Here is a 247-nt window from a genome sequence, read left to right as displayed (position 1 = left end):
GCGTGTCCGGAGTGTGGTGCGCGCCGCAGTCGGGAACGGCCCGCTCGAACTCGACACGAATCTTACCGTCGAATACAACTTCGATGCAATCGACATGGAAGAGTTGCGTAGCGATATTGAGGCCGAATTCGAAATCGATGCGGGGAGCCCGGTAACGGACCCGTGGACCACGATGCGTGATATCGTGGAAGCTGTGGTGCGCGGTATCGCGGCGCAAGAAGCGGACGAAGAAGCCGACGAGCAGCTT

General features: G+C 59.5%; 1 protein-coding gene. It reads left to right on the top strand.

Annotation, left to right across the window (positions count from 1 at the left end; all coding sequences use genetic code 11):
* A partial coding sequence (locus AC1RPH_RS08470; RefSeq protein WP_481762143.1) for a hypothetical protein occupies positions 1–247 on the top strand: 247 nt, incomplete at both ends.

It is taken from the genome of Dellaglioa sp. CoH-57-MRSF-16 (genome assembly GCF_056782055.1).
This window is presented reverse-complemented; position numbering and strand designations above follow the sequence as displayed.